Below are 26,189 nucleotides of genomic sequence, written 5' to 3' on the forward strand. Positions count from 1 at the left end.
GTGACTGACCCGCGCTTTCATCCAGAGAAGGGCGGGCTGGTCCCCCACATGGGGATCACTCTGATCGACGAAGGCGAAGGCTGGCTCGAAGCGCAAATGGTGATCGGGCCGCATCATTTGCGATCAGGCGCAAATGCGCTCCATGCCGCTTCCATGATCGCACTGGCAGACAGCGTGTGCGGTTTTGCAGCGGGCAATGTCCTGCCCCAAGGCGCCAAGGGGTACACCACGATCGAGCTCAAATCGAATTTCCTTGGCACCGCGAGCGAGGGAACGCTTATCGGGCGCGCCGACGCCGAACATCTGGAACGCACAACGCAGGTTTGGACCTCTACGGTGACGCATAAGGAAACGGGGCGCAAATGCGCTCTATTCCGGTGCACTCAAATGATTTTGTATTAGCGCGGCCGCACTAAACCATCAGGCTTAAGTCCATCAGTTTTCTGGCACGCTAACAAATTCGCCGCGATAAAACCCAAGCGCCTTTGCCGCGTCATCTGCGCCGCCTGAAATGCCCGTGACCTTGCCCAGGATCATCGTGTGATCGCCCGCCGGGTGATTGGTGTGTGCACTGCATTCAAAGGTTGCAAGCGCGCCTTGCACCACCGGCAGACCCGAGGCGCTTTTGTCAAAGTCGCTTTCACGAGGATTGTAATCGGCGCGAGAGGCATAGGCCACGGCCTGCTCGCCTTGGGTCGATGAAAGAATGCTGATCGAGAACCGTTTTGCTTTGGCGAAAAGGTCGAAGCGGCCTGAATCATTGTGCAAGCTCCAGCACACAAGCAAAGGCTCAAGCGAAACCGAGACAAACGAATTGATCGTCATCGCCGCAATCTCGCCATCCTCGGTTTCAAGCGCCACAACGCACACGCCGGTGGGGAATTGCCCCATGGCTTTGCGGAAGTCTGCTGAAGTGGGTTCCGCTGAAATGGGCGGCGTTTGTTTTTGAACGTCGCTCAAAGATGGCTCCGATGGGTGAAGGTGCGAGGGGGTTGGACTGCGCAATGCAACGCATATGCGCGTTCGCTTGTGGTGGTGCAATTGTCAATGCACGAGGCCCCACCCCGTTCCCGCACAATAGCCCCGTTGCCGCACTGGCACCTCATTCCCGTCTAAACGCAGCACCAGGCGCGCCGAGCATAGGCCGGGCAGCCTATTGCATTTGCGGATCAGGAACCGAGATGCTCTATAGGGATTAAGTCCAGTGTAAGTTACCTGAATTTGGGGACAGATTGATGATCGACCGGGTGGGCACAGCGCTCAAAGACTTTCTGAAACAGGAAAGCGCAGGCGGAATTGTGCTGATCGTCGCAGCCGCACTTGCGCTGGTCATCGCGAACAGCCCGCTTGCCGATGCCTATTTCGGTACGCTTGCGACCAAGCTGAACGTCTCCTTTGGCGCGTTTGAAATCAACAAAGCGCTGATTTTGTGGATCAACGATGGCTTGATGGCGATTTTCTTCTTCCTCATCGGATTGGAAGTGAAGCGCGAAATCCTGACCGGCCAATTATCAAGCTGGGACAAAGCCTCCCTCCCCCTTGCCGCAGCGATTGGCGGGATGGCGATCCCGGCTTTGATCTTTGTCGGTATCAATTGGAATTCGCCTGAAAGTATCAGCGGATGGGCCATTCCAGCGGCCACCGACATCGCCTTTGCGCTTGGTATCCTATCGCTTTTGGGCCCGCGTGTGCCCGTCGCGATGAAAGCGCTGCTGCTGGCGATTGCGGTGATTGACGATATTGGCGCGATTACCGTCATTGCGCTGTTTTACACCGGAGAGATCAAGCTCGATATGCTGGGCGGAGGCGCTGCGGCGCTGGCGCTATTGTTTGTTCTTGGCCGGCTCAGGATTTCATCGACCATTCCCTATGTCCTGCTCACCGTCATCATGTGGGTGTTCGTCCTCAAATCGGGCGTCCATGCAACGCTTGCAGGGGTGACAGCGGCCATGATGGTTCCGATGGTCGCGCGCGATGGCTCGCATATGCTTGAGAACATGGAGCATGGCCTTCACAAATGGGTCGCCTTTGTCATCATCCCGATCTTCGGTTTTGCCAATGCGGGCGTCACATTGTTTGGCCTGTCACCTGCCGACCTGCTTGAGCCACTGCCCCTTGGTATTGCGCTTGGCCTTTTGATCGGAAAACAGATCGGGATCGTCGGCTTTGCCTGGGTGGCGGTCAAAGCGGGCATCGCCAAGCTTCCCGACGGGGTTGGCTGGCGCAAGATCCACGGGCTTTCGCTGCTTGCCGCAATTGGTTTTACCATGAGCCTGTTTATCGGAAATCTGGCCTTTACCGACCCTGCCCTTATCGACGCTGTGAAAGTCGGCGTCTTGTCGGGGTCACTGGTCGCAGCCTTCGCCGGGTTCTTCATGCTGAAAGCCGCCCTCCCTGATGAGGTCGCACCCGATGAAACCGTGCCCGATGAGGGCTTGCCAAAAGAGGCGGTGACCGGGCAAAGCGCCTGATCATATGCGCCAGACAAAAAACCCCATCACCCGCCACATCAAAGCGGGCGACATCACCCTTGCCTATCACGAATGGCCTTCTGAAAACGAGGCTGCACCGACCCTGCTGATCGCCCATGCGACGGGGTTTCATGGGCGATGTTATGACGCGATTGCAGCGCATTTCCCCGATGCCCGCGTGATTGCGGTGGATATGCACGGCCATGGCCAATCCACGGGAGAACCGCTTAGCGAGTGGCAGATTGTCGTCGATGAGCTTACCGATCTGATCGACCATCTGGAGCTTTCAGGCGCCGTTGCGATGGGGCATTCCATGGGCGGCCATGCGGTTCTTCGCGCCGCTGCCAAGCGCCCGGACGCGTTCCGGTCGCTTGTCCTGTTTGATCCGGTGATCCTTTCACCAGAGTTCTACCAAGTCGAAGTCCCCGGCTTTGCCCCCGGCCAAATGCACCCCGCAGCAAAGCGCAAGCGCGACTTTGCAAGCGTTGAAGAGATGATCGAGCGGTTCCAGACCCGCGACCCTTACAATCTCTTCCGGCCCGACGTGTTCGAAAACTATTGCCGCTGTGGCCTGACGCCTGTGGAGGACGGCGGTTTTGAGCTGTCGTGCTCCCCCGAAATGGAAGCGGGCATGTATATGTCGAGCCTTTCGGGTGCGCCCGCTCTTGATGCGGCAACAAAGGTTGCGACCCCCACCACGGTCGTGCGCGCGATGCAGCTTGAAGAGCGCGACTTCAAAGGCTCTCCGACATGGCCGGGTCTTGCCGCCAGCATGCCCAATGGCATCGACATGAACCGGCCGGATATGACCCATTTCCACCCGTTTCAGGACCCCGATGACGCGGCTCGCATCATCCGTGAGGCAATGAACGCCTAACCGGCGCGCGCTGCGTCCAGCAGGTCTTTGAGATCACCGCGCGCTCTTGCAAGGTCCAAGGGCGAACTCCGGGTCAAATTGCGCGCAATCGTCGCGGCAATCCCGCCATAGAACTGGGTCAGAGGGCCGCTCAACGGGTTGTCGGCCGAAACGCTGCGCGCAAGCCAGAGCACAACCCCATGCGCGCGCGACAAGGGCTCTTGGGGAACGAGCCCCGGCCTTTGTTCAATCGCAGCCAAAGCCTGTCCCAGCGCATCGACCGCTTTTTCAAGACAGATACGGGTCAATTCCTCACCCGAAGACGCCTCGATCCGGGCGTCCAGATCAACCCGGCGATAGGCACTCGCGGCTTCTTGAGACAACGGCATCATCGCAGCTCGCTTCCCTTAGTTGGATGAGTTGAACGCGTCGATCTGCTGCTGAAGGAAGCTCAGCGTCGACTGTGACTGGGAGACATTGTTTTGAGCAGCAACAAAGCTTCGGGTAAGGCGACTGCGCAAGGCTTCCTGATTGTCAGCGACGCGCGACAGACGTTCCTCATTGCGTTCGATCTGGGCCTGATAGCGGGTGATCGAACCACCCAAGGAGCCCGGATCTCTTAGCAAGGTGTTTTCGCGTGCCAACTTGTCAATGGTTGCAAACACACCCGACGCGCCCGCGGTGAACATCGCCGCCACCCCATCAGGTGAATTGGTCAGCGTTGCATTAAGGCGAGTGGTATCAAGCTGAAATGTGCCTTCGCGGGTGATGGAGAGGCCCAGATCACTTAGCGTGCGTGGCTCGCCATCCTGTGCGCCAGGCATCACAATCCGGCTTGCAAGCCCCGACAGGTCTGCACGAAGGCCGCGCGCACCTGAATCATTGCCAAGCGTGCTGCCAAGGCCCGATGCCTCCTGATTAAGCAACAGCACAATGTCATTCAACGCTGCGACAAAATCGGTCATCACCGCGCTGATTGCGCCGTTATTTGTGTCAAAATCAAGCGTGGTCGGCGCGCCGACATTGGTCGCGTTCAGGGTGAGACTTATCCCTTCTGGCAGGCCGGTGACATTGTTCGATGGGCTGGTAAGTTGCACAGTATCAAGGCTGAAAATCGCATCTTGCGACGCTTGGCGCAGTTCGCCCGCGTCGGTGGCCGGGTTCCAGCTGAGGTAATCGAGATTGCCCGCAGAACCACTTGGAGCACCACTTGTGCTGACCGGTTCAAGGACAAAGCCGTTTTGCGCGCCGTCCTCTCCCTTGATCACTAATTGCGCGCCGTTTGACCCTTGCGCCACATAAGCGAAAAGCTTGCCGTCGCTTCTGTTAGAAATCTTCGTCGCAATCGAAGCCAGAGTGTCCTGCGCAGTCACATCAATCGCAAGGGCCGTTTGACCGGTATCTTCGCTAAAGCTGGCACCGTCCACTGTGCCAAACCGGATGTTGAGTGTACCCTCGCCCACCAGATCGGTGCGCGCGCCATAGCTTCGCGAGGCGAGCGTCTGGCTTTGCGCAAGTTGTGACACTTCGAGCGAATAGCTGCCCTGCGGCGCGATGCCGGTGGTGGTCGAAACATCGGCAATCGCCGGGTTGCCAAGGCGCGGTTGCGGCGCCAGATCGCCATTGCGCACCCGGTCGCCAAGCGCGCTTGCAAGGTTATTCAGCGATGAACGCAGCAGGGCCGCCGAGGAAATCTGAGCCTCAAGCGTTGCATTGCGGTTTTCCAGATTGGCCCGGCGCGGCGAGAAAGAGGCCTCAGACAAATCATTAGCCAACTGAATAAAGTCGATGCCACTGCCAGCGCCAAGCGCGGTGATGATTGATGAGCCTTGATTTTCCATGGGTCAAAGGACGGCCATTTGGAAAATTGCTTAAGGCGTTTTTTGAAGCTTTCCATCAGGGTCAAAGCGCAAGGGTTCAGGCACGGTGATCTGAGGCAGTGGCACCCGCTCACCCCGCTTCAACGACAGCACGAATGCAACCAGTGCCGCGATGGCGATGTAAAGCTCTTCGCGCACCATCTGATTGGCCTTTGTGGTGAAGTAAACCGCGCGCGCCAATTGCGGATATTCAAGCACGGGAAGCCCCATTTCGCCCGCCATTTCGCGCATTGCAAGCGCGGTTTCCCCGCGCCCTTTGGCAAGCACGACAGGAGCCGGGGCAAGGTCAGGGTCATAGGTCATGGCAACCGCAAAATGCATCGGGTTCACGACCACAAATTGCGCATCTTTCATCGCCTTGCCAACACTGCCGCGGGCAAGGTCGCGTTGCCGTTGACGCCGGGCCGATTTCATTTCGGGCGAGCCTTCGGCCTGCTTCATTTCGTTCTTCAAATCCTCAAAACTCATCTTTAGGCGTTTGTTGCGCTGAAACGCCTGGATGGGATAATCGACCATCGCGATAATCACGAGGCCGCCCACCAAAAGCATGATCAGCAATTCGCCTGCGTCCATCGCAAAGGCAAGCTGACCTTCAAGCGATCCGCGCCCCAGCCCCAGAAGGCTTTCGAGCGTTGTCGAGATCCAATAGGCCGCGAGTGTGCCAAGCAGGACCAGCTTCAGGATCGACTTGCCAAGCTCGATCAGCCCTTGCGATCCAAACATCCGCTTTAACCCGCTAAGCGGGTTGATACGCTGCCCCTTGGGTTTGAGATTTTCCGGGACAAAGCGCCCCTCTCCCAGCAGTAATTGGGTGGCAACGGTGATGACCATCACAGTCAAACCAATCACAAAGATCGGCGGCAAAACCGCACTTCCTGCACGCCATGTGATGATAGCGGGATCAAATTCAGCTGTGCGATCAAGCTCGAACTGAAAGCTGGCAAGCGCGACGCCTTTGACGCTCTCCCACAGCCAAGGCCCGACCATCGTCAGCATGAAAATGCCGGTCAGCATCGCCACTGCGGTCGCGACCTCTTTTGAACGCAGGACATCGCCGTTCTTGGCAGCTTCCGACTTGCGCTTTGGGGTGGGATCAAACCTTTTCTCGCCCGAAGTTTCCTCTGCCATGGCTTACCCGGCGTCCCCCAGGCCCGGCGTGAAAAGCGCGGCGGACTGTTCGAGGGCCACTTGCAAAAGGTCGCTGAATTGCTCGATAAAAATCGGCATGGCGACAATCATCGCTGCGATCCCGGCAAGCGTGCCGGCGGGAAGGCCAAGCGCGAACAGGTTCAACGCAGGGGCCGCGCGCGAGATGGTGCCAGTGATAAGCTGCACGCAAAGGAGCACAAGAATAACCGGCAGCGCAATCGCAGCCGCGGTCGCAATGCAATATCCGGCAAACAGGACGATGCTCTGCGCCTCAACACCCCCGAAAGCCGCGCTTCCTGCGGGCAGCAGCCGATAGCTTTCGATGATGAGGCGAAACCACAAAAGGTGCCCGCCAATGATGTAGAACAACAACGTCAGGATAAGCCCGAAAAAGCTGCCCAACGCGCCCGATTGCGTACCGCTTGCCGGGTCAATCGAGGTTGCGATGGCAAGGCCCATCGTACCTGATATTTGCTCCGCCGCGATAAGCGGGACGGCAAAGGCGATTTGCAGCACAAACCCCAGGGCGGCCCCGATAATCACCTCCTGCAAGACGGCAAGGATTGCCGCAAAGCTGAGCATATCGGGAAGCTCGGGCATGGGTATCCAGACGCCGACAAAGACCGCGATGACAAATGCGGCCATGGTGCGCGCGGTTGCTGGCACCACCATGCCGCCCACCATGGGCGCTGCAAGCATGGCCGCGCCGCATCGGATCGAGAGGAACAGCAACTGCCACAATTGTTCGAGCAGCGTATCAAAACCAAGGTCGAGAAAGGTCATGGGGCGCGGCCTGCCCTAACGCGCCATACCGGCGACCTGAGCGAAGATTTCAACCGTGAAATCCCCCAAAAGCGCCATCATCGTGCCGCCAAGCACAACGAACACCAGAGCCGTGATCGCAAGCTTTGGCACAAAGGTCAGCGTTTGTTCGTTGACCGAGGTCGCCGCCTGAATGATGCCAACAATAAGCCCCACGACCAGCGCCGATAAAAGGACCGGCCCCACGATAAGCGCGGTCACCCACAAGGTGCGGTCGGCCAATGCCAAAAGCTGTGCGTCTTCCTGCATGGTGCCGGGCGCCCTATCCAAAGCTCATCGCAAGGCTGCCCATCAAAAGCGACCAGCCGTCAACCAGCACAAAAAGCAGCAGTTTGAAGGGAAGCGAGATGATCGTGGGCGAAAGCATCATCATCCCAAGGCTCATCAAAACGCTTGCGACGACAAGGTCGATCACAAGGAAGGGCAGGAAGATCATAAAACCGATCTGAAACGCAGTTTCAAGCTCGCTTGTCACGAAAGAGGGGAGCAGGATGGAGAAGGGAATGTCCTTCGCGTTTTCGAACTGTCCAACGCCAGCGATATCGGCAAACATCATCAAGTTCGCCTCGCGCGTTTGGCGAAGCATGAATTCGTGGAACGCCTCTCCCGCTGCGGCGATAGCGGCATCCGCCTCCAATGCGCCGCTCGAATAGGGTTCAATCGCGGCCGTGTTCACCATGTCGAGGGTGGGTGCCATGATGAAAAGCGAGAGGAAGAGCGAGAGCCCCACCAACACTTGCGTCGGGGGCGACCCCTGCAAACCCAATGCCTGGCGCAGGATCGAAAGCACGATCAAAATGCGCAAGAATGAGGTCATCATGAGCACGATCGAAGGCAGGAGCGTCAGCAGGCTCATCAGCAAGAGCAGCTGGATCGAGAAGCTTAACGGCGTGTCCTCGCCTGCTCCATCTGCGCTGAGCGCGCGCTCTATCGCGCTGCCGATACCAGCAGCGTCAGGTTCGACGACTGAAACCGCCGCAAGCGCGGGCTGGCTTGCAAAAAACATGGTTAACGCAGCAACGCCCAAAAGGCCCAATATGCGGGTGAAAACGCGCATGACTAAAAGTCCGACTTTGAAGGATTAGCGAAGATTTCGCGGCGCTCATTGGGGCGGCGTTCGCACCCGTCCGCCTCGCCCAGCCGCACAATCCCGTTGCGCGAACAACCCAGCAGGATTTCGCGGTCGTGAAAACGCACCACAGCAAGCTTAAGCCCGGGGGCAAGAAGGCTGGTTTCGACGAGTTCGAGCGATCCCGATCCATTGGTAAGGCCGACAAGGCGCGTTTGCAGATAGCGGGTGAGCTTGAGGCTTCCCCAAATCATCAACCCCAACAAGGGCAATAGCAGCGCGAGGCGCAAGAGATAGTCGACCATCATGCTCCTTCACCTCCCTTTGGACCACCTACTTCAGGGCCACCTACTTCAGGGCCACCTTGCTCAGGAGTTGCCCCTTGAGATGATTGATCGTCTGATGGACCAAGGCCGCCCGTCAGGTCATCCAATGCATCAAGGAGTGGATCGACCTCAGGCTCTTCAGCGATTGGCGGCACCGATGCGGGCGCGTCTTGGGATGCGGCAGCAGCATCAGCCGCCTGTTGCGGCGATGCACCAATATCGGAGGCCCCCATATCGGAAGCGCTCGGCGGGTTGGGCGTGGCGGGCGAAGTCGGTGCGGAGTTAGGAACATCCGGCCTTGGCCCGCTGGCAGGTGTTGTGTGAGTTGGTGAAGTGCGGGGCGGCGCACGCACAGGTTCATCCCCGCCCGCCAGGCTCACGATCCGAAGCGCGAATTTGCCATCTTGCGCGATTACTTCGCCATGGGCAATCACCTGACCATTGGCGGTGATATCCAAAAGTTCATCGGTCAGCTTGTCGAGCGAAACAACGCTCCCCTCGGTAAGGGCAAGCACATCCTTGAGCGCCATTTGCGTGCGGCCAAGTTCAACCGAAAGGCGAACGGAAACCTCGCCCAAGCGTTGCAATGCTGGATTAAGCGTGTGGCTAAGCGCACTCATGATCGGCCTCCCATTGCCAAAGCGCCCATTCCAGCAGCCCTGTGAGGCACGCTGGTCAGGCGCAGCGCCATCTGGTTTTCTTTTGTGCCCGGCACCCCGAATGCGAACACATCATCACCAACCCGAAGCGGCAATTCGCGCGGGATGGTAAGAGCGATCTCATCGCCCGGTGCCAGCTTCTCAAGCCGCGCCAATGACATCTCAAACTCGCCCAACACCGCACCAACCGACAAAGGCACCGCGCCATAAGGGTCATCGCCTTTGTTCGTCTTTTTTTTGGACGCAGAACGGTTGGAATTGGGCTTGGGCAAAAGCTCCTCCAGCCGCTCGCTGGGAAGCGCGATCACCATTTTCCATTCGACAAAGGCCCCCTGCGCCACAGTCAGATCGAGCACTGAAATCGCCGCCTCTGCGTTAAAGGGCTTTAACCGCACAACGCTTTCGCTGCGCACCAGAACATCGCCGCGCGCGGGCTCCCCTGTGCCGCGTGCCAATGCGATGGCTTGCGCGATCTGGGCTCCCAATTGTTCCACCAACAACCCGGCTGAACGCGGCAATTGGGTGGGAACATCATCAGGAAGCGCCCCTTCCCCGCCAAAGGAACAATCAGTAAGCGCAATCGCGGTGGCATAATCGAGGCTTAGCAAGACCGTTTGATCACCCGATCCAATCCGCAGCAGGCTGTTGACCGCAACGGGGCCAATTTTCTCAAACACCTGCGTACCGGTCATCACATCCGGGCCGTTGATCGTAACCTCAAGCTTGTCGCCCTGAAGCACCTGCCCAAGCTCTTGTGCCAATTCACCCGAAAGATCGCGCTTCCATGCTGAAATCACGCCGTCGCGTTCTTCGGGGCGTGGCCCGCGCCAGGTGAGCTCAGTGCAATGCTGCGCAACAGGGCGCGCAAAAGCAAAGTCATCAGCAAAGGTGCCAGACATATTCATTGGACTAAAAGCCCTTTGAAATGGACGTTTTCAACGCCGCCAAAGCCTTCTTTTTCCTCAAGCACGGCGTTGATCGCCTTGGTCAGACGCTTTGCCAGCGCCTCCTTGCCCTTGACCGAATAAAGGTCTTGTTCGCTGGTCGAGGCAAGCTGGACGAGGATTGCTGAACGGATCGCCAATTGATGGTTGTGAACCCACTGCAGCACCCGCCCATCGCGCTGGGTCGAGGCAGCCAGTTCGACCTGGATCAGCCCGGCAGAATCGGCCAAATTCGACGTGAAGCTGTCTTCGAATGTATAATAAGCGGTGCGAAATTCATTGCCGCCCTCGCCATAGACAACCGGTCCCTCGTCCTTGTCACCGCCCGGCGCTGGATAAGGATCCGCCTCGCCTTTGCGCACCAGTTCCGGGTGGTTGGGACCGCTCGCACCGCCACCACCAATAAGGCCCGCTGCAAACGCGCCATAGGCACCGCCCGCACCCACAACAAGCGCGGCCACGATGCCAATGATCATCTTCATTGAGCCGCCGCCTTTTTTGGCTTCGCCATCGTCTTGCGCTTTTGCATCAGCCATTGAAGGTCATGTCCCTGCTTGAGTTTTTGAGCGACACTTTCGCGCGCCGATTGTCGGGTGGATCAGGCGAAAATTTCGCCATCTCCTTCTGATCCATCGCCTCGGCCCATCCTGCGAGAGCCTGCATCCAAACCAGATTCTTCATCTCGGCCTTCGGTTTGCCCTGTGTATGGTTGAGACGTTCCTTGACCTGACCCTGTGGAAGACCCGTAGGCCGTCCCGGAATTCCAGCCCTGACCGTGCCCGTGCCCGTGCCCGTTACCTTGGCTGTGACCCTGAGAACCGGAGGAGGTGCCGGATTGGGAATTGCTCTGAGATTGAGAGTTCGAACCGGTCTGGTCGTTGTTGCGCCCTGCGTTTGCGGCCTCGCCGCTCATCGCAATCGCGCGTTCGGAAAGCGCGGCCTGTATTGCGGGCACAAAGCCGGGATCGCGGGCCGAAAGCGTCGCTCGAAGATCGCCGCCGGTGGTGTCCAACCGCATGGTGATCGCGCCAAATTCCTGATGGCGCAGCGTCAGTTCAGGCTTGTTGGCCTGCGCGGCGCTGCGGGTTTCGGCAAGCTGTTCAATCGCATCCTCAAGCTGCGGTGCGAGGCGCAAGGCAGCGCTGGTATCGGTCATCGGCATAGACGTGCTGGGTTGAGCACTGACCGGCGCGGCTGCAACCTGAAGCGCGGAGCCAGGGGTTTGCGAAGAGTTTTGCGGGCCAGCTGCGTCACTCGGGCTTTGTGCGGCTGATTGGGGCATTGCCTGAGGTGATGCTGGGGCAGCAGGCGGGGCGGCGCGGGGCAAGTCAGGGTCTGCATCGCTCTCACCCAAATTCAGGATTGCCGGTTGCAGTGGATTTGTGGCCAGGCCTTGCGTCACATCGCTGATGCCGGTGGCGCTGCGTTTTGCAGATGGGTCAGCCTTAACCCGCAGATCAGCGCCCGCGTTCAAGGCTATTTCCTCTAGTTTCTCGGTAGGCCGCAAGCCAGTCTCTGAATTGGGCTGGTTAACCCTCGAGCTTGGCAAGGTGAAGGGCGCGGCTTGCGTCGCATTATGCGCCAATGGCATCGTGAAAAAGCCTTGCTGAATGGCAAGCTCGGGTCCTGCATCACCCGCATCATCTTCGAACCACGCACCGGGCTGCGACCTCGAAACAGCACCGCCTTCATCCACGCCGTTGCGCGCCGATGTCTGGTCAAGCGGCAAGCTTGTGCCGAACGGGGGAAGAGCCTTGCCGCTGGCTTGCATTGCCGGTGTCGGCCCTGTCGCGAAATCTGGCGTGACTTTGCCCACCGCTGTCTTGAGACCGGGCTCCTCAGTGGCAGGAGCCCCTTGCACGGATACTGCCTTGGCGGTGGCGCCGTTTGCCTGAAATCCGCCTAGCAATTGCGGGAAATTCGCGTTTCCAATCAATTCCTTGGGCGCAATTGATGACGCGGGCAAAACAGGAGGGGCGGTGAAGTCATTTGGCACAGAGATCAAGGTTCATGTCCCTTGGTTTGGCGTTGCGAAGATCAGGCGTCACGGGCTCAATTGACTGCGCCCCAAAACACCCTTGCGATCACCTGCTTTGCAACTTGCGTGCCAGCCCAGCGGGCCCCATCAACTCAGCAGGAAACTCGCGCCGCGCCTGCAGGTCGGCAAGCGCGCGGCGTTCCTCCTTCACCCGTGTTTCGCGGGTTTCCATCCGGGTTTCTGCTTCGGCAAGGGCGCGCATCTGCCACTGGGCCTGATCGCTTGCGTCCTTGTGGGCCCCATGCGCATCATCGGCCATCACTTGCAGCGAGCGGACAAATGCAAGGTTCGCCTGCAAGGTCTGGCTTGTCCCGACGCCTTTGCCTGCGGCCACGCGTTTTGCATATTCATTCAGAAGGGACTGAGCACGGGTGTGCACCTTGCCGCTGCGATCTTCTTCGGCAAGCGCATTGGCAAGCGCAAAGCGCGCCTCCCGGCGAGCGATCTGCGCCAAAACCAATTGGCGTCGGGCAATTTTGAGGCGTTTGTCCTCACGCATTGAGCGATGGCTTTGGCGATTGTGCCTGCGCGCTCAGAGCCAGAAGATCAACGAGGCTTTCTTCCAGCCCAAAGGCTGTCCCACGCGCCTGTGTCAAAAACTCGTCGATCGCACCGCTATGTTCAAGCGCGCGGTCGAGTGCGGGGTCTGATCCTGCGCGGTAAGCGCCCATCATCACCAGATCGCGGTTGTCCTCGCGCGCGGCGATAAGTGCACGCAACTGCCGCGCTGCCTCGACAATTTCAGGCGCAACAACAAAATCCATCACCCGGCTTAAAGAGGCGGGCACATCAATCGCGGGGTAATGCCCGCGCTGCGCCAGATCGCGTGAGAGCAAGATGTGCCCGTCAAGGATCGCGCGCGCTGTATCGACGACCGGATCGTTCATGTCGTCCCCATCGGCAAGCACAGTGTAAACCCCGGTGACAGAGCCCCCAGAGCTTGCCGAATTGCCGGCCCGTTCAACAATCCGGGTGATCGCAGCCAAGGCCGAGGGCGGATAACCGCGCGCAGCCCCTGGTTCACCCAACACCAGCGCCAGTTCGCGTGCTGCATGGGCGACGCGGGTAAGGCTATCGAGCACGAGCATCACGCTTTTGCCATTTTTGCGGAAATATTCAGCGATAGAGGTCGCATATTGCGCCGCGCGCAGGCGCAGGTTTGGTGCATGGTCAGCGGGCACTGCGACCACCACCATTCGCCCGCGCCGTGCATCGGTCATATGCCGTGCCACAAAATCAGAAACCTCGCGCGCGCGTTCCCCGATCATGGCGACGACCGTGACATCGGCCTCTGCCTTGCCTGCGATAGTGTCGAGCAGTACCGATTTGCCAACGCCGGACCCTGCGATTACGCCCACCCTTTGGCCCCGGCCCATCGTTGCAAGGGCATTGATCGCGCGCACACCGCAATCAAACGGCTGTGTCACGGGCGCGCGTTCAAGGGCGCTTTCGCGTTTGCCGCCAAGCGGCCAGCTTTGGGGAAGTTCAAGCGGCGGACCGCCATCAATCGGTTCGCCAAGGCCATCAACCGCGCGCCCGAGAAGCGCCTCTCCAACGCGGACCATGCCCGGCATTCCAACGGCCCTTACGGCAGATTGCGGGCGCAGCATTTGCGTATCGCCCAGCAGCATCATCAGCGAATGGCCTGCGCGAAATCCGATCACCTCGGCTAAGGCTTCTTGGGTTTCAGGCGCGCGCTCATCCCCGGCAATCGCGCCAAGCGAACCGATAGGAAGCGCAAGGCCAGAGACCTCGATCAAACCGCCATCGCAGGCAACAACCTTGCCCGAGACGACCGGTCCCCCATCCACCCTTGCTGCGCGGTAACGTGCCAGTTCGATCTGAAGTTCGGCGAGCATTTTGCGTCCCCTACCCCCGGATCGCCGCAGCAATCGCGCGGCGCCAATCGGAAGGGCTGTCGCTGATAGAGCCATCCTGCGTTTCGAACCGCAGACTGCCGCGCTGTGCCAGAGGGTCGCCCACAATCTGCCACCCGGTCAAACTCGCTTCTTCAAGCAAGGCGCAATCATCCGGGTGGAGATGGAGCACAGCCCCGCTGACCTCTTTGCCAAGCCGCCGCGCTGCTTCGAGGCACCGCGCGTGCAAGGCGGATTTGTCAGGCGCATAATCGGCAAGGGTTTGCGCGCAAAGGGCAATCACCGTTTCGCCAAGCTCACCTGCAAGCGCGTCCATCGCCGCCTGATCGAGCGTGCGAAAAGTCTGGCGCAATTCAAACTTGCGCGTGGCCAATGCCTCGTGTTCGGCAAGCGCCGCCTCCCGCCCAGCAGCCTCGCCGCGCGCGAAGGCTTCGGCAATTGGATCAGGTTGTGGGTCGGGTTGCAGGTCGGCCTGTGGGTCCGGTTGTGGGTCAGGTTGTGGGTCCGGTTGCGGCTCCGGCTCGACGGGTTCAACTGCCGCATCCTGCGCAAGAGCCTTGCGCAAAATGTCCTCCAACGCGTCACCCGTGTCCGCGACCGGTAAATCGGTGGCCCCTTGCCGCGGATCATCGGCATTAGGACCTGTATCGGGAGCAACCGCTGGCTCTGCTGAAGGCCGGTCAAACGCCATACCCTCGACAAAACCAGCATCATCCCCGCGCCCGAAATCAGGCAGCCAGCTAAGCGGTGCCGGGCCAGGATCAGCTTCCTCACCCAAAGGCCGATCAAGCAGCGCGGTCAGCCAATCAGATGAACTCGTCATCGCCGCCTCCAAGGGAAATCTCGCCTTGTTCAGCCAATTGGCGCGCAAGCTGGACGATCTTGCGCTGGGCATCTTCGACGTCCTGTTTGCTCAGGCGTTGACGCATTTCAATCTCGTCCTTGATGCCATCGGCGGCGCGCGACGACATACAGCGGAAGAAGACATCGCGGCTGGCTTCCTCAATGCCTTTGAGCGCATCGATAAGCGCATCATTATCGACATCGCGCAGGATGCGGCCCATCGTTTTGGCATCAAGTTCAAGCAGCATTTCAAAGGTGAACAGCTCTTCTTCGATCCGTTCTGCCAAAGGCGCATTGCGCTGCGCGATGGCGGGCAGAACAGTGCCTTTAAGATCACCGGCCCCTGCATTGATAAGCGCCGCTGCGTCCTTCGCCCCGCCAATGGTAAGCGCTGCTGGGCCAAAGTTTGCCCCGATCCGCTGTGACAAGAGCTTGTCGATCATATCGATCGCCTGCTGCGACACCGGCCCCATGGTAGCGACCTTTTCGACCACCACCGACTGGATATGGGCGGGCAGATTGGACAAGACTTCGGCCGCAGGTTGAGGGTCAAGCATCAGCAGAAGCGCTGCGATCACCTGCGGGTGTTCATCCTCAACCAGTTTGAGCAGAACCGAAGGCGCAAGCCAGCGCGCCATCTCAAGACTGCGCGGACGAGGGTCAGGATCAAGTTTGAGCATCATGCTTTCTGCCTTGGTGGGGCCAAGCGAACGCTCCATCATTTCGCGCACCTGCACCTTGCGGTCTGGCACCGGCATCCGGTCGCTTTTGCTTTCAGTGACGAAATCTTCGAGCGCCTCGTTCATCATCTCGCGCTTGATCTCGCCCACTTCGAGCATGGTCGCCCCGATCAGCTCAAGCTCATCGGGCTCCATCCGCGCCATAAGCGCCGCTGCCTCTTCATCGTCGAGCAACATCAGGAAAATCGCCACGCGCTGAACGCGGGTAAGGATCGGGCGGGGCTTGGGTGTTAGCTCGGGCCGGGCCGCGTCGAGAACCGCTTCTTCGCCTTCCGGAAGGGTATCCTCTTCCATTACGCCCCCTCCTCTTGCAAGGGTTCCTCAGACACCTCTTCAGGTTCCACAATCATCCGCTTGAGCACTTCGACCGCACGGTCAGGCTGGGCAAGGGCGAGCTCGCGCGCGGTTTCGATGCGCTGATTGAATATCTCCTCGGGGGTGAGCGTGACCCCTCCGGGCGCATTCATCACCTCGCCTGCGATGGCCTTGGGTGCCTGATCGCCTGCAAGACCAGCGTCCTTTGGCCCGCCATCGCCATTTTTGCCGCTTGCATCATCGTCATCGCTCTGACCTTCGGACGTTTCAGGATCGCTGTCCTCATCCTTGCCCTTGGATTTCTTGTCCTTCTTGGCTTTCTTTGCCTTCTCATCTTCGGGGCCTTTGACCGCCTTGATAAGAGGACGCACCGCCAAAAGCAGGACGAGAAGCACCGCGATAAGCGCGGCCACAATCCGCAACACTTGCGCAAACCAGGCCTGCTCGTAAAAGGCGGGCGCTGGCATTTCGGAGCTGTCAAAAGCGCCCACGACAACCTCGACCTGATCGCCGCGCCCATCATCTGCGCCAACAGCCGCGCTCACCAGAGTTTGCAATTGTTCAGCCGTCATCGGGGCGGCCGCCTCAAGCGCTGCTTCGCTCACTGCGATGGCCACGGAGAGTTTGAGCAGCCCACCGGGCCGCGCTGACGTCACCGCCACTTCGCGGCCAAGCTCGTAATTGCGCTGAAACGCGTTTTCCGTGTCGCGCGGCGCTTCGCCTGCTGCGCCGGCTTCCTCATCGGGGTTGGGCGCGCCTTCGACAAGGTCGGGGTCATCGGGGGGCGTGTTGGTTTCGGCACCGGGAATGCCGCCGGGGCCAGCGGCCGCAATCCGACTTGAATTGCGCTCGCTTTCAGAGCGGACCACGCCTTCCTGATCGTAGCTTTCGCGCGCCGAGGTGACTTCCTCGCGCACCAATTCAGCCTGCACCTGGCTCGAAAAATTGCCCTCTCCCAAAATCGGCGTGAGAAGGCTGGCAACCTGTTCCTGCAATTTGGCTTCAAACTCGCGTTGGAGCAGCAGGCCATCAAGCGTGTCTTCGCGTGGGGAAGACAACAGTCGCCCGTTCTGATCCACCACGCGCACATTATCAGGCGTCATGCCAGGAACAGAACCAGAAACGAGGTTCACAATCGCCTCAACCTGGCTCTGGCTGAGTGATCGACCATTAACAAGACGCAGCATCACACTGGCGCTGGGCGGATTGTTTTCGCGCACAAAGACCGATCGTTCCGGCGTTGCCAGATGCACGCGCACGCTTTCCACCGCATCAATTTCGCGGATCGTCAGGGTCAATTCGCGCTCTCGGGCAAGGCGCAAACGCTCCCCTTCAAGGGTGCGGCTTGAGCCCAGGGGAATGGAATCGAGCATTTCACTCGCCCCAAGCGGAGCCGCAATCCCGCCCTCGCCTGCCAAAAGCAGTTTGGCCGGTTGCAGATCGGTTTCGGCAACCGTCAAAATGCCGGTGCTAGGGTCGATATTGTAATCGATGCCGCCCCCTTCGAGCAATTGCACAACCTGTGCGCGTTCGCTGTCGTTGAGGCTGGAATACAAAATGCGCTGGGGCGGGGTAGAGATCGCCAGGTAAACCGCCCCAATCGCCGATACAGCGCCAAGGCCGATAAGACCGGGCAAAGCGCGCTTGAAGGCGGGCTGATTGGTAAACGCGTTCAATTGCGCTTGCCAACCGCCACCACCACCCGCGCCATTGGCGGCTGCGCCAAATGCGGGGTCGCCCATTGGGATCGCGCCTTGCGCTGGAACAGGGACACTATTGTCAGCCACCTAGATCAGCCCCCCATCCGCAAAATGTCTTGGTAGGCTGAAAGCAGCTTGTTGCGCACCTGAATGGTGGCCTCGAAGGCAACACCGGCTTCCTGGCGGGCAAGCATCACCTTGGCGACATCGGTCACCTCGCCGCGTTCATAGGCTGCCTGCATATCAGAAGAGCGTTTTTGCACCGCGCTCACATCCTGCATCGCGTTTTGCAGCGTGTCGGCAAAGCCAGCGACTTGGCCCGTGGCACCTGCTGCCGGTTTTTGCGCGTCGCCAGCACCCTGAATAGTCGTCCCGCGCACCTCCTGGAGCGCTTGGCTGCGAGCAAGGATTTCCTGCCGCAACGCCATCACTTGATGGAGGCCGCCCGCCGCGCCGTTCATGGGACCGCCGACCTTCATGCCTCAGCTCCCGTTTGCAAAAGTCCGTTTTCGCGCATGGAGGCAAGGCGATAACGCAGCGTGCGCTCGGATATGCCAAGGCTTGCTGCGGTTCTGGCGCGGTGTCCGCCATGCGTATCAAGCGCGCGCAAAATCGCCTGCGCTTCGGATTGAAACGCGACATCGGACAGCGAAGATGGGCTGGCATTGGGAAGAGGCGGAGCAGGAACGGGCGCAATTGGAGCGGGTGCAGTTGGAGCAGCAAGCGCGGTCGCTTCTTCTCCCGGAGCGCCCGCAACAAATGGACGAGGGCTACAATCAAACACCACGTGCTCGGCCTTGATCACAGCGTCGTCTCCGGCAAGCAGGATCGCACGGCGGATGACATTTTCGAGCTCGCGCACATTGCCGGGCCAATTGTGCGCCTCAAGCCGCGCGATAGCCTCGCTGGAAATCCAGCTGGGCAAGGCGCGCTGTGCTCCGTGGCGCAACACCATACCAAATGCGAGAGGCGCAATATCGCCCACCCGCTCGCACAAAGCGGGCAAGACAATGGGGAAAACATTCAGCCTGTAATAAAGGTCTTCGCGAAAACGGCCCGCGGTCACTTCGTTCGACAAGGTGCGATTTGTGGCCGCGATAATGCGCACATCCACTTTCACCGGCTTTGTCGCGCCAAGGGGCAGCACTTCGCCTTCTTGCAAGGTGCGCAGAAGCTTGGCTTGAAGCGCAAGCGGCAATTCGCCGATCTCATCAAGCAGCAATGTCCCGCCATCGGCTGCGCGGAACAACCCTTCGCGCGTTTCTGCAGCGCCGGTGAACGCCCCCTTTCGGTGACCGAACAATAAGCCCTCTAACATCGCCTCGGGCATGGCGGCACAATTGACCGCCACGAATGCACCGCTGCTGCGTTTGCTCATCTGGTGGATGAAGCGGGCGAAGACTTCCTTACCTGTCCCCGTTGGCCCCTCGAGAAGAACCGGAATGTCGCTTGCCGCAATCCGCTCGCTCAATGTGAGCAGAGCAAGACTTTGCGTATCGCGCGCAATCGGCCACCCGCCATGCGAAGCGCTGGCGATAAGCGCGGCGCGCGCCTCGTCCTGGGATGCATCATTGTAGCGAAGGGCGATCTTGCCATCGCTGATCCGGGTGAGAGCAGGCGTATCGCCGGCCGCGATCTTGCACAGATCGACAACTATCCTGTTACCTCGGGCACGGCTTGCAGCGGTGCCAGGAGCAGAGTTTTCAAACCGGCCCATTCCTCCTGTGCCGCCAACATCGCCAAGAACCAGCCGATCCTGCAGCCAGCTTTGCGCTAGCAAAGGCACGGTGGGATCAACCAAGGGGGCATGGCCTGCGCATGCGGTTCGGGTAACGGCCCTTTGCGCGCTCCCATGTGTTCCCTCACAATTTGACGAAAGGCTGCGTGTGTGAGCCTGCATTGTTCCACCTGCTTTGGGGTTGACCGCTGTATTGCTGGTGGAAAGGATTTGCCGCCCCCACGGACAAGATAGAGCAAATTTAAGCACCCGTAGGGGCCCTTAGGGAACTCTACTATTCCGCGCCCAAGTCATTGAAAAATAATGGGCGCAGTCGGTTTTCCGGGCTGGTCGATGTTTTCAATTATAAAGAAATCAAACGGCAAAAGTCCGCACACGGCAACATAAGGCGGCACAAGACAGCAGGGCGTCCGGCCAATCTCCATTAGGGTCAGGCGAGGATTTTCCCCCTTGCCAACGGGCATCTCACTTTTTTGACTTAAACATTTTTGGATGTGTCCGGTCTTAGCTTCAACAGGCGGCACATGAAGCTGCCCTGTTCCAACCACTTGCACTTGGAAAACGGGAGTAAGATCCATGTCCGTAATCAATACCAACATCTCCGCACTGCGCGCTTCGAATGCTAGCGCTGAAGCCAATGAAATGCTCGGCAAATCAATGGAACGTCTGGCAACCGGCAACCGCATCAACAGCGCTGCTGACGATGCCGCCGGCCTTTCTATCGCAACCGGCTTTACCAGCGACATTCGCGCATTGAACCAGGGCGTGCGAAACGCTTCAGACGGTATCGCGCTCGCTCAAACCGCTGAAGGCTCGCTTGAAGAAGTGTCCAACATGCTCCAGCGTGTTCGCGAACTTGCCATTCAATCACAAAACGGCACGCTTGATGACGTTGACCGCGGCTTCCTCGACACCGAGGTAACCGAGCTTGCCGCGCAGATCGACGACATTCTCACCAACACCGAGTTTAACGGCGTGTCAGTGTTCAGCACCACCAGCGGCACCGACGTGTCGGTGAACATCCAGATCGACGCTGGCCGTTCGATTACCCTAACCAGCACTGCGATCGACAACACCAACCTTGATGCAGCGGGCCTCGATGTGAGCTCTGCCGCCAACGCTGCGACCGCGGTAACCAACGTGGACGCAGGGCTCCAGGCAGTGAACACCACACGGTCATCGCTGGGTGCGGGTCAAAACCGCCTTGAAAGCGCGATCAACAACCTGACCACAACCTCGACCAACCTCGCAGACGCCCGTTCGCGGATCCAGGATACCGACTTTAGCCAGGAGACCACCGCATTGGCCAAGGCGCAGATCCTTGGACAGGCTTCGACCGCGATGCTGGCTCAGGCGAACCAGTCACAGCAGAACGTCCTGTCGCTCCTGCGATAAGAACACGCCTGACTTAAAAGCTCCCCACCGGGGTGGCAAGGAAACCCGGAAGTCTAACAAGGCTTCCGGGTTTTTGCTGTGATGGAACTTTTTTGCAAACACAGCCAATATGAGCCGAAGACTAGGCTCAGGACGCAGCCCTGTCCTGCCAATCGACCACTTCGAGCCAATTGCGCAGGCGGTTTTCTTCGAGCCGCGCAATCAGGGGGTTGGCGTGAAAGGGGAGGAGAAATTCTGCCACCGCGCCCGACCATTGCGCTTCGGCATCAAAGATGATCCCAAGGCCCAGAACCGCTGGCACATGGACATAAAAAAGCGGGCGTTCATCCGTGTCCGCCTCTTTCAAAAAGTCCTCGACTGCGGTCAGAACGCCGTTGCGTTCGCCGCCCGATTGAAGGGCAACGGCAAACGAACCCATACCGCGAAGACCGCGCCCTTCCAGAACGCCGTCTTCGCCAAGGCGAACGCCGTGGTCATAGCTGTGGGGATGACGCCAGCCGGGAGGCACGCGGTCCGGCGCGTAGTAGAAATCACGCCGCGCGCATGGCCAGGACACATCATGCATGAACGCAAGCAAGGGTTTGCCCGCCTCGCGCTGTATCCGGTCAATCGCGGTCAGTTCGTGATACACGGTATAGTAATTGTGATCGCCGTCCACGAACCACGCATCAACGGCTTGCGCGCCGGTTTCCAACGCGTCTAGCGAAGGGCGCGTGATATGTTTCACATGGCCTTGTTCCTTGGCCCAATCGGCAAAACCATCGGCTGGTTCAGGGTCAATGCACGTCAATGTGCCGCCCGCATCGCCCGAATGTTTTGCCAAAAGCTTGGACATGCCGCCAAACTCGCTTCCGATTTCGGCAATATTTTTGACCTTGGCATGGTCAAGACAAGGCAGGATCAGGCTCGAAAATTCGGCCATGGAATGGATCAATAGCTCGCTCATGCCGCAGCTTCCTTTTTCGAGAGCAGCGCGCGGGCGTGCCCCTGTTTAACAGGTAGGTTTTCAGGTGCCATCTCAGCGGTGTTTGTCTTTCGGCGGATAAGTGGGCGCATCACAATTTCGATCATTTGGGGGGGCTCCCCATCACTGCCCAGCGGCGTCTTGACCAGCAGAAATGCCGCCGTCCCGGTGCATTCCAAAAGGCCTGGCGCATGGATTTTAAGCCCATCAAACTGCGCGCCGATTTCAATGTCTTCCTCCTCGCTTCCCATCGCCCCTTTGAGCGATTGGATCGTGGAGACCCAGATACTGCCAAGCTCAAACCACTCGAAAACCGAGCCAACTCCCAAGGCGATATTCTGAATTCCCGCAGGAATGGGAATGCGCGCGCTGTAAAACCCTTCGTGGGTGGGCTGCGCGTCAACCACGCTTTGCGCGCTGTCGTTCTCGCTCATGAAGAAAGCGGGAATGGGGATCGAGTTTTGCGCTGTGTCGTTATAGGTGAGGCCAAGGCCAAAGCGTTTTTGCGCCAGAAGAGAGAGCTTTGTATGGATGTCCTCGCTCTCCAGTTCAGCGGGCAAGAACATGCGCTGTGACCCTTTCATATAAAAGAGCCCGCGCCGCCTCATGCTCGCTTTTGCGCGGGCCTTGTCAAACAAGGGCACCATGCGCTCAGAGCCAAGGTTCACATCGTGCTCAAAGGCTTTGAGAACATCAAGCTCGCCCGAATGTGGCAGAAACATGAAACGCGACAACGCACCCAGCGCGCTTTCACGAAGGGCGGTTTCAGTGTGCAGGCAATCTTGCCGGATGACGGGCGCGGATCGTGCCGCACGCACATATCGCAAGACGCCTGCCTGCACCTTGTCGCGCACCTCGCTTTGTGCGCCTTTCACGCTGACCTCTTCGCGGATCGGTTCGCCTTCAGGCGTGAAGTCGCGCACCGATCCAAGCGCGCATGTGGCAAGCTGTTCGATAACAGCGACATTGCCGCACAGCGCATCGATCAGCTCAAAATCATAATGGCGTTCATCAATCAGACCCTTCTTATCAAGGCCGGTTGCGGCCAGTTCGCGTAGGAGCAGATAGCGGCCTGCGACATGGCAATCGAAGCTTTGCGCCAAAAGCGCATCCACATGGCTTTGCGCCGAGCCATTATAGCCAAGGTCCACCAGCATAAGCGTGTCGCCAGGGGCCGGGTTCACTCGCGCGCGCACATGGGCGACAAGGCGGTCGGCCCGCTCACGCGCACGCCGCCGGATGATCTTCTGGCGCTTACCTTTCTTGAGCTCATCAGCCAGCCTGTAGCTGCCTTCAAGCATTTGTTCCTCGGTCTTGTCCTCGCCCACGATCTGGCTGATCTCGTCCTCAGTGAACAGCATTTGGCGCGCTAGCGTAGAGGGTTTGCGGCCCAATTCGCCCGAATAATACCGGGTGTAAGCCTCTTTGGTTGTCAGTGAGGCTGCGATGGAAACAAAGCGGCTAATCTCGACCAGTGCGGTGGACTCTGCTGCGCCCCCAGCGGTTCCGCCTTCCTCGTGCACGATATGCGGCAAATGCCCATCGCGCAGCATAAACAGCCAGTGGACCCGGCCCCCGCGCGCCGCTTCAAGGGCCGCCGCTTCGCTGCGAAGCCATTGATCAAATGCGTAAAACACCGGGCCCAAAACCGTTAAGCCCAATGCCGCCTCGCGCCCTGTCACTTTGGGTCCTTCATGAGCAAGGACACTGCGATGCGGCATAAGGCCCCGCGCCGCTTCTTTCTGCATGTGCCTGCTATCGCCGACCAATTGCTGGCACGCGCGTTCCAGCCGGAGACGCTGGACCGCACTTTCGCTAAACTGGACAAGGTGCAGCGCGGGCACACCAAGGCTGCGCGATGCTTCAAAGTCGGCCTTCGGATTGTCACCAATATGCAGCACCTGAGAGGGTGCCACTTTGAGGGCCTTCATCACCTTTTGCAAAAGCCCCTGCGATTTGGAAATGCCCGCTTCGGACGAGACAAAGACCCGGTCGATGAGGCCCGCAACCTCGACCCCTGCGGCGCATTCGATCAGCTTTTGCAATTGGCGTGCGCTCAAATATGTGTCTGAGACGATCACAACCTTGTGCCCGCGTGCCTTGGCCTCGCGCATCAATTGGACAGTGGGGGCAAAGGCAAAACAGCTGCGCGCCTCTGCATCCAGTTCATCCCTCACCGCTTTGGCGCGCGCCCGATCATTGGCGCCGGGCATGGCGTGTTCGTAAATCGCCTCAATCCCGATTTCGGTGCGCTGCCTCTGAATCGCTTCGGCTTTGCGGGCCTTTTGTTCGCCCGCGATACGCTGGCCCACTGAAATATCCGGCAGGGCGGCAAAAACATCGGTTGGCGCATGGCAATCGCGCCACAAAAGCGTGTCAAAACAATCGAGCGACAACACTTTGAGCCCATCGCCCGCCCGGCCAAGCGCCTGAGGCAATTCATGCGGCAGGATCTTATGGTTCGCCGTTTCTTTAGGGGCGGCATTCGCGGTTGCAGGCATCTCGTATCTCCCATTGGGTGGCAGATGCGAGAGGTAAATGCTCGTGGTTTACGGTGTGGAAGCGGACCTTTGCGCGTTTTGACTTAAGGTTAATTGCGGAGCCGCCTCCTCTTCTGCACCCGGCCCCGCGCGCCTTGGCCTGTCTTGCGATTTATCAAGCAGCAGCAGGGATATGCGCCGATTGCGCGGATCGGCGGGATTATCCGCGATCAAGGGTTCGGTTTCGGCCACCCCTTCGATCCGGGCAAAGCGGCCCTTTGGGATACCGCTTCGGATAAGCTGTTGGCGGGTCGCCTCTGCGCGCCCTGCGGAAAGCGACCAATTGTTCGCCTGAACTCCGTCACGGTAAGGCAGCGAATCGGTATGCCCACGCAAGATCAGCGGCTTTGTTTCATTCGCGACAATTTTGCCGATAACCTCGATAATGCGGCGCGCCTCAGGCGTCAGGATCGTCGTGCCAAGCGTAAACATCGAAAAATCCGCATCATCGACGAGATCAATCCTGATCCCATCGGCTGCGCGCAACACTTTGACCTGCTTGGCGTATTTCTCAAGACCTTTATCCTTGAGGATCTCTTGCATGATTTCCTGCTTGATCTCTTCGAGTTTCTTTTCGTCAAGCTGACCTTCAAAACCGCCTTCCTTGGGGCCACCCGATTTGCCGCGCGGCACAGTGATGGTGCGCGTACCAGTTTGCCCCATCGCATTGGGGTAATTGTCGACATCGGTAAGCGAGCTGCCTCCCAGCAGCCCTTCCGCAGAACCGGCACTTTGCTGGCGCGTTTTGACGAGAGTGGGGGAGAAATAATCGGCGATCCCCTTGCGCTGGTTCTCCTCCGTCGCGCCAAGCAGCCAGAGGAGCAGGAAGAACGCCATCATCGCTGTCACAAAGTCGGCATAGGCAACCTTCCACGCACCGCCATGGTGGCCGCCTTCTTCGATCGTGATCTTTTTGACGATGATCGGGGGAAGAGCCTCCCCGCCTCCGCCTTTGACACCACCGGCTGCTTCCTCGGCCATGTTCCTTGCGCCCCCTATTTACCGCGCATCATATCGAGAAGGTCGGTGAGCTTTGGCCGGTGCGCAGGCGGAAGGCCCGAACGCGCAGCTTCCAGAACAAGCGGTTGAGGGTGGCCGTGAAGGCTCGCCACAATCACCTGTTTGATCGAGTGATAAATCTGCATGTCATGGGTGATGACCTGCTTCACCCGGCTCGCCATGGGACCAGCCAAACCATAGGCGAGGAAAATACCGAGGAACGTCCCCACAAGAGCGCCGCCGATCATTCCGCCCAGAACCTCTGGCGGTTCGTTGATCGAACCCATGGTCTTGATCACGCCCAAAACCGCCGCAACAATACCCAGAGCCGGGAATGCGTCGGCAAGGCCCTGAATGGCGTGCTGGGGTTCCTCCAATTCATGGGCCTGCGTCTTGATCGCATTGTCGATCACATCTTCAACCGCATTGGTATCCAGCGTGCCCGAGGATACCACCATAAGGGTCAACGGATCGCAAATCAGGCTGGAGACGACGGGATCGTTCTGGAGCTTGGGATATTCGCTGAAAATCGCAGAGGTCGACGGGTCTGTCACGTGCGATTCAAGCGCAACGGCCCCTTCGGAACGCAGCAATTTCATAAGCTTGGATGTGAGCGCGATGGCATCAATATGGTCCTGATCGGAATATTGGGGGCCTTTGAAAACCTTGCCAAATCCGCCGCCCAAAAGCTTTAGTTCGTGCATGGAATTGCCGATCAAGGTCGCACCAATCGCAGCCCCCCCAATCATCATCATCTCAAGCGGCAGCGCTTTGAGGATCGGCCCCATCGCGCCGCCTGCAAGCATATAGCCGCCAAAGACCATGACGATCAGGACAACAATGCCAATCCCTGCGAACACTTGG

At 59.0% G+C, this 26,189-nt stretch carries 28 protein-coding genes; 4 read left to right on the forward strand and 24 right to left on the reverse strand.

Translation table 11 applies throughout. The features are described 5' to 3' along the window. A complete protein-coding gene (locus EH31_RS13655) occupies positions 1–402 on the forward strand; it encodes a PaaI family thioesterase (protein ID WP_034961150.1) in 402 nt (133 codons plus the stop codon). A 33-nt stretch (positions 403–435) separates the two neighbouring features. On the opposite strand, the gene EH31_RS13660 is transcribed toward EH31_RS13655, so the two are convergent. Continuing rightward, a complete protein-coding gene (locus EH31_RS13660; protein WP_206742038.1) occupies positions 436–891 on the reverse strand; it encodes a flavin reductase family protein in 456 nt (151 codons plus the stop codon). Positions 892–1,235: 344 nt separating this feature from the next. Here EH31_RS13660 and nhaA point away from each other — a divergent pair, with 344 nt between their 5' ends. Then, positions 1,236–2,471: a Na+/H+ antiporter NhaA gene (gene nhaA / locus EH31_RS13665; RefSeq protein WP_051699270.1), complete on the forward strand. Its 1,236-nt coding sequence runs from the start codon at positions 1,236–1,238 to the stop codon at positions 2,469–2,471. A 4-nt stretch (positions 2,472–2,475) separates the two neighbouring features. Continuing rightward, positions 2,476–3,348, forward strand: a complete 873-nt coding sequence (locus tag EH31_RS13670; protein ID WP_034961153.1) for an alpha/beta hydrolase — start codon at positions 2,476–2,478, stop codon at positions 3,346–3,348. On the opposite strand, the gene EH31_RS13675 is transcribed toward EH31_RS13670, so the two are convergent. The 19 genes from EH31_RS13675 to EH31_RS13765 form a co-directional block, all read right to left on the reverse strand. Next, positions 3,345–3,719, reverse strand: a complete 375-nt coding sequence (locus EH31_RS13675) for a hypothetical protein (protein WP_034961155.1) — start codon at positions 3,717–3,719, stop codon at positions 3,345–3,347. The genes EH31_RS13670 and EH31_RS13675 overlap by 4 nt on opposite strands. Positions 3,720–3,734: 15 nt before the next feature. Further along, entirely contained in the window at positions 3,735–5,168 is a 1,434-nt protein-coding gene (gene fliD / locus EH31_RS13680) for a flagellar filament capping protein FliD (protein WP_034961158.1), read from the reverse strand. A 30-nt stretch (positions 5,169–5,198) separates the two neighbouring features. After that, positions 5,199–6,335, reverse strand: a complete 1,137-nt coding sequence (locus tag EH31_RS13685) for an EscU/YscU/HrcU family type III secretion system export apparatus switch protein (RefSeq protein ID WP_034961160.1) — start codon at positions 6,333–6,335, stop codon at positions 5,199–5,201. Between the two features lie 3 nt (positions 6,336–6,338). Beyond that, positions 6,339–7,139, reverse strand: coding sequence for a flagellar biosynthetic protein FliR (locus EH31_RS13690; protein ID WP_034961162.1), 801 nt, complete (start codon positions 7,137–7,139; stop codon positions 6,339–6,341). 15 nt (positions 7,140–7,154) lie between these two features. After that, a complete protein-coding gene (locus EH31_RS13695; RefSeq protein ID WP_034961163.1) occupies positions 7,155–7,427 on the reverse strand; it encodes a flagellar biosynthetic protein FliQ in 273 nt (90 codons plus the stop codon). 13 nt (positions 7,428–7,440) lie between these two features. Beyond that, entirely contained in the window at positions 7,441–8,235 is a 795-nt protein-coding gene (fliP, locus tag EH31_RS13700; protein WP_422110929.1) for a flagellar type III secretion system pore protein FliP, read from the reverse strand. Between the two features lie 2 nt (positions 8,236–8,237). Continuing rightward, entirely contained in the window at positions 8,238–8,555 is a 318-nt protein-coding gene (locus tag EH31_RS13705; RefSeq protein ID WP_051699271.1) for a flagellar biosynthetic protein FliO, read from the reverse strand. Next, on the reverse strand, positions 8,552–9,193 hold the full coding sequence (locus tag EH31_RS17395) for a flagellar motor switch protein FliN (RefSeq protein ID WP_081853415.1): 642 nt from the start codon (positions 9,191–9,193) through the stop codon (positions 8,552–8,554). The genes EH31_RS13705 and EH31_RS17395 overlap by 4 nt, the downstream gene beginning before the upstream one ends. Beyond that, positions 9,190–10,137, reverse strand: coding sequence for a FliM/FliN family flagellar motor switch protein (locus tag EH31_RS13715; RefSeq protein WP_034961166.1), 948 nt, complete (start codon positions 10,135–10,137; stop codon positions 9,190–9,192). The genes EH31_RS17395 and EH31_RS13715 overlap by 4 nt, the downstream gene beginning before the upstream one ends. Beyond that, entirely contained in the window at positions 10,134–10,712 is a 579-nt protein-coding gene (locus EH31_RS13720; RefSeq protein ID WP_034961169.1) for a flagellar basal body-associated FliL family protein, read from the reverse strand. Before EH31_RS13720 ends, EH31_RS13715 begins: the two co-directional genes overlap by 4 nt. 62 nt (positions 10,713–10,774) lie before the next feature. Beyond that, positions 10,775–12,181: a hypothetical protein gene (locus EH31_RS13725; RefSeq protein WP_152553573.1), complete on the reverse strand. Its 1,407-nt coding sequence runs from the start codon at positions 12,179–12,181 to the stop codon at positions 10,775–10,777. A gap of 79 nt (positions 12,182–12,260) precedes the next feature. Then, positions 12,261–12,713, reverse strand: coding sequence for a hypothetical protein (locus EH31_RS13730; RefSeq protein ID WP_034961173.1), 453 nt, complete (start codon positions 12,711–12,713; stop codon positions 12,261–12,263). Then, on the reverse strand, positions 12,706–14,073 hold the full coding sequence (locus EH31_RS13735) for a FliI/YscN family ATPase (RefSeq protein WP_034961175.1): 1,368 nt from the start codon (positions 14,071–14,073) through the stop codon (positions 12,706–12,708). The genes EH31_RS13730 and EH31_RS13735 overlap by 8 nt, the downstream gene beginning before the upstream one ends. 10 nt (positions 14,074–14,083) lie before the next feature. After that, positions 14,084–14,914 (reverse strand): FliH/SctL family protein, encoded by an 831-nt coding sequence (locus tag EH31_RS17005; RefSeq protein ID WP_051699272.1) that lies wholly within the window; start codon positions 14,912–14,914, stop codon positions 14,084–14,086. Continuing rightward, positions 14,898–15,968: a flagellar motor switch protein FliG gene (locus EH31_RS13745; protein ID WP_081853416.1), complete on the reverse strand. Its 1,071-nt coding sequence runs from the start codon at positions 15,966–15,968 to the stop codon at positions 14,898–14,900. The genes EH31_RS17005 and EH31_RS13745 overlap by 17 nt, the downstream gene beginning before the upstream one ends. Next, on the reverse strand, positions 15,968–17,776 hold the full coding sequence (gene fliF / locus EH31_RS13750; protein ID WP_051699273.1) for a flagellar basal-body MS-ring/collar protein FliF: 1,809 nt from the start codon (positions 17,774–17,776) through the stop codon (positions 15,968–15,970). The genes EH31_RS13745 and fliF overlap by 1 nt, the downstream gene beginning before the upstream one ends. Positions 17,777–17,781: 5 nt before the next feature. Then, on the reverse strand, positions 17,782–18,168 hold the full coding sequence (gene fliE, locus EH31_RS13755; RefSeq protein ID WP_051699274.1) for a flagellar hook-basal body complex protein FliE: 387 nt from the start codon (positions 18,166–18,168) through the stop codon (positions 17,782–17,784). Further along, the gene (locus tag EH31_RS13760) at positions 18,165–19,490 is read right to left on the reverse strand and encodes a sigma-54 interaction domain-containing protein (RefSeq protein ID WP_241765931.1); all 1,326 of its coding nucleotides are present in this window, start codon (positions 19,488–19,490) and stop codon (positions 18,165–18,167) included. The genes fliE and EH31_RS13760 overlap by 4 nt, the downstream gene beginning before the upstream one ends. A 227-nt stretch (positions 19,491–19,717) precedes the next feature. Next, the gene (locus EH31_RS13765) at positions 19,718–20,005 is read right to left on the reverse strand and encodes a hypothetical protein (protein ID WP_034961177.1); all 288 of its coding nucleotides are present in this window, start codon (positions 20,003–20,005) and stop codon (positions 19,718–19,720) included. Here EH31_RS13765 and EH31_RS13770 point away from each other — a divergent pair. Then, entirely contained in the window at positions 20,004–20,822 is an 819-nt protein-coding gene (locus EH31_RS13770; protein ID WP_034961179.1) for a flagellin N-terminal helical domain-containing protein, read from the forward strand. The genes EH31_RS13765 and EH31_RS13770 overlap by 2 nt on opposite strands. Before the next feature lie 127 nt (positions 20,823–20,949). Here EH31_RS13770 and EH31_RS13775 read toward each other — a convergent pair whose 3' ends face one another. From EH31_RS13775 to motA, 4 genes are read right to left on the reverse strand one after another with little or no spacing between them, the layout of a single operon-like run. Next, the gene (locus EH31_RS13775; RefSeq protein ID WP_034961181.1) at positions 20,950–21,768 is read right to left on the reverse strand and encodes a class I SAM-dependent methyltransferase; all 819 of its coding nucleotides are present in this window, start codon (positions 21,766–21,768) and stop codon (positions 20,950–20,952) included. Continuing rightward, positions 21,765–24,287, reverse strand: a complete 2,523-nt coding sequence (locus EH31_RS13780; protein WP_051699276.1) for an HAD family hydrolase — start codon at positions 24,285–24,287, stop codon at positions 21,765–21,767. Before EH31_RS13780 ends, EH31_RS13775 begins: the two co-directional genes overlap by 4 nt. Before the next feature lie 48 nt (positions 24,288–24,335). Continuing rightward, positions 24,336–25,307, reverse strand: a complete 972-nt coding sequence (locus EH31_RS13785) for a flagellar motor protein MotB (protein WP_051699277.1) — start codon at positions 25,305–25,307, stop codon at positions 24,336–24,338. A 14-nt stretch (positions 25,308–25,321) separates the two neighbouring features. Continuing rightward, a complete protein-coding gene (gene motA / locus EH31_RS13790) occupies positions 25,322–26,185 on the reverse strand; it encodes a flagellar motor stator protein MotA (protein WP_034961184.1) in 864 nt (287 codons plus the stop codon). Positions 26,186–26,189 lie beyond the last annotated feature (4 nt).

Origin of the sequence: Erythrobacter longus (genome assembly GCF_000715015.1) — a bacterium.
In the GTDB taxonomy this organism is placed as follows: Bacteria; Pseudomonadota; Alphaproteobacteria; order Sphingomonadales; family Sphingomonadaceae; genus Erythrobacter; species Erythrobacter longus.

What these genes read in the sequence shown, in the direction of transcription:
- EH31_RS13660 (WP_206742038.1), bottom strand. Translation starts at nt 891, where the DNA reads ATGGGGCAATTCCCCACCGGCGTGTGCGTTGTGGCGCTTGAAACCGAG.
- nhaA (WP_051699270.1), top strand. Translation starts at nt 1,236, where the DNA reads ATGATCGACCGGGTGGGCACAGCGCTCAAAGACTTTCTGAAACAGGAA.
- EH31_RS13670 (WP_034961153.1), top strand. Translation starts at nt 2,476, where the DNA reads ATGCGCCAGACAAAAAACCCCATCACCCGCCACATCAAAGCGGGCGAC.
- EH31_RS13675 (WP_034961155.1), bottom strand. Translation starts at nt 3,719, where the DNA reads ATGATGCCGTTGTCTCAAGAAGCCGCGAGTGCCTATCGCCGGGTTGAT.
- fliD (WP_034961158.1), bottom strand. Translation starts at nt 5,168, where the DNA reads ATGGAAAATCAAGGCTCATCAATCATCACCGCGCTTGGCGCTGGCAGT.
- EH31_RS13685 (WP_034961160.1), bottom strand. Translation starts at nt 6,335, where the DNA reads ATGGCAGAGGAAACTTCGGGCGAGAAAAGGTTTGATCCCACCCCAAAG.
- EH31_RS13690 (WP_034961162.1), bottom strand. Translation starts at nt 7,139, where the DNA reads ATGACCTTTCTCGACCTTGGTTTTGATACGCTGCTCGAACAATTGTGG.
- EH31_RS13695 (WP_034961163.1), bottom strand. Translation starts at nt 7,427, where the DNA reads ATGCAGGAAGACGCACAGCTTTTGGCATTGGCCGACCGCACCTTGTGG.
- fliP (WP_422110929.1), bottom strand. Translation starts at nt 8,235, where the DNA reads ATGCGCGTTTTCACCCGCATATTGGGCCTTTTGGGCGTTGCTGCGTTA.
- EH31_RS13705 (WP_051699271.1), bottom strand. Translation starts at nt 8,555, where the DNA reads ATGATGGTCGACTATCTCTTGCGCCTCGCGCTGCTATTGCCCTTGTTG.
- EH31_RS17395 (WP_081853415.1), bottom strand. Translation starts at nt 9,193, where the DNA reads ATGAGTGCGCTTAGCCACACGCTTAATCCAGCATTGCAACGCTTGGGC.
- EH31_RS13715 (WP_034961166.1), bottom strand. Translation starts at nt 10,137, where the DNA reads ATGAATATGTCTGGCACCTTTGCTGATGACTTTGCTTTTGCGCGCCCT.
- EH31_RS13720 (WP_034961169.1), bottom strand. Translation starts at nt 10,712, where the DNA reads ATGGCTGATGCAAAAGCGCAAGACGATGGCGAAGCCAAAAAAGGCGGC.
- EH31_RS13730 (WP_034961173.1), bottom strand. Translation starts at nt 12,713, where the DNA reads ATGCGTGAGGACAAACGCCTCAAAATTGCCCGACGCCAATTGGTTTTG.
- EH31_RS13735 (WP_034961175.1), bottom strand. Translation starts at nt 14,073, where the DNA reads ATGCTCGCCGAACTTCAGATCGAACTGGCACGTTACCGCGCAGCAAGG.
- EH31_RS17005 (WP_051699272.1), bottom strand. Translation starts at nt 14,914, where the DNA reads ATGACGAGTTCATCTGATTGGCTGACCGCGCTGCTTGATCGGCCTTTG.
- EH31_RS13745 (WP_081853416.1), bottom strand. Translation starts at nt 15,968, where the DNA reads ATGGAAGAGGATACCCTTCCGGAAGGCGAAGAAGCGGTTCTCGACGCG.
- fliE (WP_051699274.1), bottom strand. Translation starts at nt 18,168, where the DNA reads ATGAAGGTCGGCGGTCCCATGAACGGCGCGGCGGGCGGCCTCCATCAA.
- EH31_RS13770 (WP_034961179.1), top strand. Translation starts at nt 20,004, where the DNA reads ATGTCCGTAATCAATACCAACATCTCCGCACTGCGCGCTTCGAATGCT.
- EH31_RS13765 (WP_034961177.1), bottom strand. Translation starts at nt 20,005, where the DNA reads ATGGATCTTACTCCCGTTTTCCAAGTGCAAGTGGTTGGAACAGGGCAG.
- EH31_RS13775 (WP_034961181.1), bottom strand. Translation starts at nt 21,768, where the DNA reads ATGAGCGAGCTATTGATCCATTCCATGGCCGAATTTTCGAGCCTGATC.
- EH31_RS13780 (WP_051699276.1), bottom strand. Translation starts at nt 24,287, where the DNA reads ATGCCTGCAACCGCGAATGCCGCCCCTAAAGAAACGGCGAACCATAAG.
- EH31_RS13785 (WP_051699277.1), bottom strand. Translation starts at nt 25,307, where the DNA reads ATGGCCGAGGAAGCAGCCGGTGGTGTCAAAGGCGGAGGCGGGGAGGCT.